The organism is Streptomyces flavofungini, assembly GCF_041028215.1.
Classification (GTDB): domain Bacteria; phylum Actinomycetota; class Actinomycetes; order Streptomycetales; family Streptomycetaceae; genus Streptomyces; species Streptomyces flavofungini_B.
On sequence record NZ_JASKYR010000431.1, the window covers coordinates 1 to 7,059 of the forward strand.

The 7,059-nt window shown below is 73.3% G+C and carries 9 protein-coding genes; 6 read left to right on the forward strand and 3 right to left on the reverse strand.

Annotation, left to right across the window (positions count from 1 at the left end; all coding sequences use genetic code 11):
- Window positions 1-119: 119 nt before the first annotated feature.
- Window positions 120-1,058, reverse strand: coding sequence for a DUF3027 domain-containing protein (locus AB8Z36_RS25925; protein ID WP_369215792.1), 939 nt, complete (start codon window positions 1,056-1,058; stop codon window positions 120-122).
- A 415-nt stretch (window positions 1,059-1,473) separates the two neighbouring features.
- Between AB8Z36_RS25925 and AB8Z36_RS25930 the strand changes: the two genes are divergently transcribed.
- From AB8Z36_RS25930 to AB8Z36_RS25945, 4 genes are all read left to right on the forward strand, one after another.
- Complete coding sequence (locus tag AB8Z36_RS25930) at window positions 1,474-2,883, forward strand: MFS transporter (RefSeq protein WP_440581996.1); 1,410 nt, start codon at window positions 1,474-1,476, stop codon at window positions 2,881-2,883.
- 87 nt (window positions 2,884-2,970) lie between these two features.
- Complete coding sequence (locus tag AB8Z36_RS25935) at window positions 2,971-3,480, forward strand: DUF2771 domain-containing protein (RefSeq protein WP_369215793.1); 510 nt, start codon at window positions 2,971-2,973, stop codon at window positions 3,478-3,480.
- Entirely contained in the window at window positions 3,477-4,187 is a 711-nt protein-coding gene (locus tag AB8Z36_RS25940) for a futalosine hydrolase (protein WP_369215799.1), read from the forward strand. Before AB8Z36_RS25935 ends, AB8Z36_RS25940 begins: the two co-directional genes overlap by 4 nt.
- Entirely contained in the window at window positions 4,162-5,070 is a 909-nt protein-coding gene (locus AB8Z36_RS25945) for a 1,4-dihydroxy-6-naphthoate synthase (RefSeq protein ID WP_369215794.1), read from the forward strand. Before AB8Z36_RS25940 ends, AB8Z36_RS25945 begins: the two co-directional genes overlap by 26 nt.
- Before the next feature lie 37 nt (window positions 5,071-5,107).
- On the opposite strand, the gene AB8Z36_RS25950 is transcribed toward AB8Z36_RS25945, so the two are convergent.
- Window positions 5,108-5,491 (reverse strand): cold-shock protein, encoded by a 384-nt coding sequence (locus AB8Z36_RS25950; RefSeq protein WP_076685560.1) that lies wholly within the window; start codon window positions 5,489-5,491, stop codon window positions 5,108-5,110.
- A 191-nt stretch (window positions 5,492-5,682) separates the two neighbouring features.
- On the opposite strand from AB8Z36_RS25950, the gene AB8Z36_RS25955 reads away from it, so the two are divergent.
- Window positions 5,683-5,934: a hypothetical protein gene (locus tag AB8Z36_RS25955; protein WP_369215795.1), complete on the forward strand. Its 252-nt coding sequence runs from the start codon at window positions 5,683-5,685 to the stop codon at window positions 5,932-5,934.
- Here AB8Z36_RS25955 and AB8Z36_RS25960 read toward each other — a convergent pair.
- Window positions 5,931-6,557, reverse strand: coding sequence for an HAD family hydrolase (locus AB8Z36_RS25960; RefSeq protein ID WP_369215796.1), 627 nt, complete (start codon window positions 6,555-6,557; stop codon window positions 5,931-5,933). The genes AB8Z36_RS25955 and AB8Z36_RS25960 overlap by 4 nt on opposite strands.
- 145 nt (window positions 6,558-6,702) lie before the next feature.
- On the opposite strand from AB8Z36_RS25960, the gene AB8Z36_RS25965 reads away from it, so the two are divergent.
- On the forward strand, window positions 6,703-7,059 hold a 357-nt coding region (locus AB8Z36_RS25965; protein ID WP_369215797.1), incomplete at its 3' end, for an iron chelate uptake ABC transporter family permease subunit.

Below are 7,059 nucleotides of genomic sequence, written 5' to 3' on the forward strand. Positions count from 1 at the left end.
GCYCCCGGTACCGGGACAGACCCTGGGGAACCGCTCAAGGCCCGGCACCGGGACAGACCCCGCCGGGGGACCGGCTCAAGCCCCCGGCACCGGGACGGACCGCTCAAGGCCAGGGGCCATCAGCTGTGGCCCAGATCCTCCCCGGGACCGAGGCCGGAGACGGACCCGGAGTCCGCCAGCGGCCGCAACGGCATCGCGTCGACCCGCGTCTCGTCGAGCACCGGCGGCGCGGGCCGCGGCGGCTTCGGCATGACGGCGGCCTCGGAGTGACCCCCGCAGCCGTAGGAGAGGGAGACGACGTGCCCGTCGGCGGGCCCGAACTCATTGGCGCAGATACCGAACGCCTGCCCGAGCGAGCCGCCGATCGCGACCAGGAACCCGCAGCTCACACACGCCGCGGGCGCGGCCTGCGCCATCGCGGTCTTCGCGCCGTACCCCTCTTCCCAGCGGTCGGCGGCGACATGCAGCCCGTACCGCGAGAGGACCCGCGCCCTGCGCATGCCCAGCTCGTCGGCGACCGCCGCGATGGAGCCGCGGGCGGGCGCGAGCGGCTGCTCGGCGGGCGACCCCGCGCTGACCTCGGCATCCTCCGCCTCGACCAGCTCCGCCATCTCCTCGGAGACGATGGAGTTCGGCGGCGGCTCCTCCTCGCCGGTGTAGCCCGGCTCCAGGCGGAGGTCCTCGGCGTCGGTCGGCAGCAGATCGCCGGGACCCATGTCACCGGGGCGGAGCCGCTCGCTCCACGGCACCCACTCGGGGGCCAGGAGCGCGTCGGGCCCCGGCAGCAGCACCGTCTCGTCCAGCGTGACGACCTTCGCCCGGGACGCGCGGGCCACCGTCACGGCCCAGCGCCAGCCCCGGTAGCCGAACTCCTTGCACTCGAACAGGTGCGTGACGACGCGGTCGCCCTCGACCACGATCTCGACATGCTCACCGACCACACCGGGCGCGGCGGCCTCCTCGGCCGCCGCCCGCGCCAGGCCGACCGCTTCGGCGCAGAGGCGGTCGGGGGTACGCGGGGTGCGCGGGGTACGGCTTCGCGTTGTCGCTGCGCTCACAGGTATCGCTTCTCTCCTACGCCGTCTCACGAGTGCGCCACCCTTGTGCGGGGGTACGGACGGAGCGGCATGGGCACCTCCGGGCTTTCGAGCACCGGGGGCGGGCCGCGTCGACGTCCGCGCCCGACGTCCTCGGGCGCACCTACGTCACCCATTCTGCGGGATGACCGAGAGGCGCGCGGCCGAGAACAACCGCCGCAGGCGCGTTACGCACGCTACCTTCTCCTGGCCCCTGGGCCTACACCGACGTACGCGGCCGTGCCGGAGCCGTGCTCCCGCGGGCCCCTCGGCGCGCCGTGGCACCCGGGTGAGAAGCCCCCGTACGACGGGGCGGCGGGGGCCATGCGCGCGGACCCGCCGCGGCTCACAGCCCTTATCCGTACTAGTGGACCGCATCAGGGGGCACTATGACGAGGTGGCCCACACCAGGTCGGCGTCCCAGGACAGCGTCTCGCCCGGACCGGCGAGGCGGGCCGCGCGTGCGCTCGGCCGGACCCTGCACCTGCCCTTCACCGGCACCGCCCGCGGCATCCGCAAGGTGACGCACGCGAACGGAGCGGGCGAGTCCGGGCTCGGCAAACTGATCGAACTGCACGCGGTGAACGGCGCGGGTGACGTCATGATCACCGTGGCGCTCGCCTCGACCGTCTTCTTCTCCGTGCCGACGGACGAGGCCCGCGGCCGTGTCGCGCTCTACCTCGCCATCACCATGGCCCCCTTCACCCTGCTCGCCCCCGTCATCGGCCCGCTCCTCGACCGGCTCCCGCACGGCCGCCGCGCCGCGATGGCCGGATCGATGCTGGCCCGCGCGCTGCTCGCCCTCGTCCTCTCGGGCGCCGTCGCCACCGGCAGCGTGGAGCTGTATCCGGCCGCGCTCGGCGTCCTGGTGGCGTCGAAGGCATACGGAGTGGTGCGCAGTGCCGTGGTGCCACGGCTGCTGCCGCCCCGGTTCTCCCTGGTGAAGGCGAACTCGCGGGTCACTCTCGGGGGTCTGCTCGCCACCGCGGCGGCGGCCCCGGTCGGGGCGGGACTCCAGGCGCTCGGGCCGCGCTGGCCGCTGTACGGAGCCTTCGTGATCTTCGTGTCGGGGATGCTGCTCTCCTTCTCGCTGCCCCGCAAGGTCGACTCGGCGAAGGGCGAGAGCAAGGCGCTGCTCGCCGCCGACGAGGAGCACCTGCATCTGCACGCCCGCGCCGAGGCCGCCGCCGACACCAGCCGCAAGCGGCGCCTCGGACTCCGTACGGTCGGCCCCGCCGTCACGCACGCCCTGGCCGCCAACGCCGCGCTGCGCTGTCTGTCGGGGTTCCTCATCTTCTTCCTGGCGTTCCTGCTGCGGGAGCATCCGCTCGCCGGGCAGAGCGCGGCCGTCTCGCTCGGCATAGTCGGTGTCTCGGCGGGCGCGGGCAATGCCCTCGGCACCGCCGTCGGCGCCTGGCTGAAGGCGCGGGCCCCCGAGGTCATCATCGTGACGGTCGTCGCGGTGGTGCTCGGCGTGGCGATCACGGCGGCGGTGTTCTTCAGCGCGGTGGCCGTCGCCTGCCTCGGCGCGTGCGCGGGCTTCGCGCAGGCCCTGTCCAAGCTGTCCCTCGACGCGCTGATCCAGCGGGACGTCCCCGAACTGGTGCGCACCTCCGCCTTCGCACGCTCCGAGACGCTGCTCCAGGTCGCCTGGGTGATCGGCGGCGGCATCGGCATCGCACTGCCGCTGGTCGGCCCGCTCGGCCTCTCGGTGGCCGCGGCGATCGTCGCTGCGGGCTGGCTCTCGACCGCCCGGGGCCTCCTCACCGCCGCCCGGCACAGCGGCCCGCGCCGCGTACTGGCCTAGGGCCGCGGGGGAAGCCGCCGGGGCCCTGCGGCGCGCCCGTGACCCCCGCGTAGTCGGACCGCACGACGCGCCCGATAGCCTTCGCCCATGACCTCCCTGCTCCGCGGCGGAGCCGCGAATGTGAACAGCGCGGTGCGCCGCCGCCGCACCGTGGCCGCCCTTGGCGCCGTCTCCGCCGGACTCCTCGTCCTCTCGGCCTGTGACAAGCCGACGCCGCTCGCCACCGTGACGGTCGGCGGCGACTCCGTGAACTCGGAAGCCTCCTGCTACAACGACGGCAAGGAGCTCAAGCAGTCGCAGATCAAGTCCTGCCTCCAGGACAAGGACGTGAAGTCCATCAAGGTCGATCCCGACGAGAAGGTCCGCTTCGGCGTCGACCCCGAGATCGCCGAGAAGGGCTGGACGCTGCTGATGAACGGCCGTCCGCTGACCGAGGCCAGCAAGAAGACCTACGTCGTCATCCCGGGCAACGTCTTCTTCAACCAGCAGTACGGCGGCGGCGGCAAGAAGTCCACCGTCGGCATCCTCGAAGGCGGCGAGGGCGGCACGCAGAAGGCCACAGGACTGTGGTCGTTCGAGTTCAAGAAGGACTCCTGACCCCGCACGGCGCGTTCCCCGGGGGCGCTGAACGCGTCCTCGTGGCCACCGCGGTCCCCGCCGAACGGGACGCGGTGGCCGGGGCGCTGCCCGCCGGGAGCCTCCTCGACGTCATCGCCGTCGGCGTGGGCCCCGGCGCCGCCGCGGCGGGCACGGCGACCGCACTCGCCCGTGCCGCCGCCGCGGGCCGCCCCTACGGCCTCGTCGTCTCGGCGGGCATCGGCGGCGGTTTCCAGCCGGACGCCCCCGTCGGCTCGGTCGTCGTCGCGGACGAGGTCACCGTCGCCGATCTCGGCGCCGAGACCCCCGAGGGCTTCGCGCCCGTCACCGAACTCGGCTTCGGCGCCGTCACCCACCGTCCGCCGCCTTCCCTCGTACGAGAGGTCGCCGACGCCTGTGGTGCCGCGACCGGCACCGTGCTCACCGTCTCCACCGTGACCGGCTCCGCCGCGCGTGCCGCCGCCCTGCGGCTGCGCCACCCGGGCGCCCTGGCCGAGGCGATGGAGGGATTCGGCGTCGCCGAGGCGGCGGTGCTGCACGGCGTGCCGGTGGCCGAGGTGCGCGCGGTGTCCAATCCGGTCGGCCCGCGCGACCGCGCCGCCTGGCGGATCGGTGAGGCGCTCGCCGCGCTCGGTGCGGCGTTCGGGAAGTTCACGCCGGTACTGGAGAGTTGGAACACGCATGGAAGCCATCACCCCCGCGACTGACCCCACGGGCCCCGCCGCCGATCCGCTGCGGATCGCGTACTCGCCCTGCCCCAACGACACGTTCGTCTTCGACGCCTGGGCGCACGGCCGGGTGCCGGGTGCCCCCGCGCTCGACGTGACGTTCGCGGACATCGACATCACCAACGGCGTCGCCGAACGCGGCGCCGCCTCCCCCGGCTCCTCGGAGCTGGACGTCCTCAAGGTCAGCTACGCGGTCCTGCCGTACGTCCTCGACGCGTACGCGCTGCTGCCCTGCGGCGGCGCGCTCGGCCGTGGCTGTGGGCCGCTGGTGCTGACCCGGGAGCCGGGCGTCGACCTGACCGGCAGGACGGTCGCGGTGCCGAGCGAGAAGTCGACGGCGTATCTGCTGTTCCGGCTCTGGGCGGCGGACACGCTGACCGGGGGCGGCGTCGGCGAGATCGTCGTGATGCCGTTCGACGAGATCATGCCCGCCGTGCGCGACGGCAAGGTCGACGCGGGCCTGGTCATCCACGAGGCCCGCTTCACGTACCAGAACTACGGCCTGCACCGCCTCGCCGACATGGGCGAGCACTGGGAGGCGACGACGGGCCTGCCGATCCCGCTGGGCGCGATCATCGCGCGGCGCTCGCTGGGCGCGGACGTCCTGCGCTCCCTCGCCGGCGCCGCGCGCGCCTCGGTCCGCATGGCCTGGGACGACCCGGAGGCGTCGCGTCCGTACGTCATGGAGCACGCCCAGGAGATGGACCCGGCCGTCGCCGACCAGCACATCGGGCTCTACGTGAACGAGTTCACCGCCGACCTCGGCGAGGACGGCTACGCGGCGGTGCGCGGGCTCCTTACGCGAGCCGCGGCCGAGGGCCTCGTGCCTGCCCTGCGGCCGGGGGCTCTGGCGTTTCCGTGAACGTGCCGGGCTCCGCCCCGGGCCCCCGGTCGCCGCGTCACACGTCCAGCTGGTCCGCCACCGCCCGCAGCAGGCCCGCGATCTTGGCGCCGGACGCCTTGTCGGGGTAGCGGCCCTTCTCCAGCATGGGCGTGATGTTCTCCAGGAGTGTCGTCAGGTCCTGGACGATCGACGCCAGCTCGTCCGGCTTGCGGCGCTGCGCGGCCGCCACTGAGGGCGTCGGGTCGAGAATCGCCACGGACAGGGCCTGATCGCCGCGCTGACCGGCGACGACTCCGAATTCCACACGCTGTCCCGGCTTGAGTGTGTCGACGCCGGCGGGCAGTACGGAGGAGTGCACGAAGACGTCGCCGCCGTCGTCGCGGGAGAGAAAGCCGAAGCCCTTCTCGCTGTTGAACCACTTGACCTTGCCGGTAGGCACGTGAAGTCCTCGTCCTCGTACTCGTCGTACTCGTCTATGCCGGTCCGCCCGGCCGGAACGGCGGGACGAAAACGGCTCTGGATAGCACTACAGCGGGTCGCTCGACCCGCCGGACCCAAGACTATTGGTCCGGGGGCCGGTGGCAAGACGTCCCCGGATTCTTCCTTCGCGCTGGGAACTACCCTGGTGGGGTGCGTGACAAAACCCAAGCAAATTCCGCCGGACCGGGCGATGGAATGGTCCGGACCGGAGCAGTCATCTTCTTCGTCGGCGCCCTGGCCACTCTGGTCACGGTGGCCCCGCTCTTCCTGGGCACCGACCCGTTTCCCCCGCTCGCCTACGCGGTGTGCATGCTGATGGGCGTCGGCTTCATCGTGGCCGCGGCCGGGGTGCTGCGCGGGGTCGCCGTGCAGCGTCGGCAGGCCAAGTCCGCGGCTAGCTAGCGGCGGCACCCCGGGGGGTGGGCGTCGAGCCAGGCCGGGAACTCCGTCAGGTCGTCGAGGACCACGTCCGCGCCCGCCTCGCGCAGTTCCGCTGCGTCGCACGGCCCGGTCGCCACCGCCACGGAGAGCGCGCCCGCCGTACGCGCGCCGCGTACGTCGCCGGTGTGGTCGCCGACGTACACCCCCGCTTCGTGCTCGCGCAGCGCCACCGCCTTCGCCTCCGCCCAGAGCGAGCCGATCACGGCGTCGGCCTCGATGCCCAGGTGCGACAGGTGCAGCTTCGCGTTGGGCTCGTGCTTGGCGGTCACCACGATCGTGCGTCCGCCCGCCGCCCGTACCGCCGCCACGGCCTCGCGGGCGCCGGGCATCGCGAGCGTGGGCTCGATGGCGTATGTGGGGTACATCTCACGGTAGCGGTCGGCGATGTCCGGGATGCGCTCCTCGGGGAACCAGTGCCGCAGCTCCAGTTCCAGCGGCGGCCCGAGCCGGGTGACGGCCAGATCGGCGTCGATGAACGTGCCCGTCTCCGCGGACAGGGCCCGGAAGGCGGCCCGGATGCCGGGGCGGGAGTCGATCAGGGTCATGTCGAGGTCGAAGCCGACGGTCAGCCTGGAAGAGTTCATGGTCCCCATTCTGCCGAGGTCCCGCGCCGCACCCGGCCTACACTTAGCGGAGCCTTACCTTCACCATCCGTAGCGCCACCGCCGAATCCGCTCAGCACTCCTCCGTAGCCGCCCGTCGTATCCGCACCCGGGAAAGAGCTCGCCGATGCGTGTGCCCGTCGGACGCGTCGCCGTGATGACGGCGGCCGTCGTGGTCCTGCTCCTCGCGGTCCTGCTCAGCCTCGCCGTCGGCGCCCGCGCCGTCGCCCCGTCCGTGGTGCTCGACGCGCTGCTGCACGGCGGAGGCGGTGAATCCGCCGACGTCGTACGGGAGATGCGGGTGCCGCGGACCGTCATCGGTGTGCTGGTCGGCGCGGCTCTCGCGGTGGCGGGGACGGTGCTCCAGGGCATCACCCGCAACCCCATCGCCGACCCCGGCATCCTCGGCATCAGCCAGGGCGCTTCGGTGGGGGTGGTCCTCGCGATCGCCTTCGCGGGGGTCCACACCCCGACCGGCTACGTC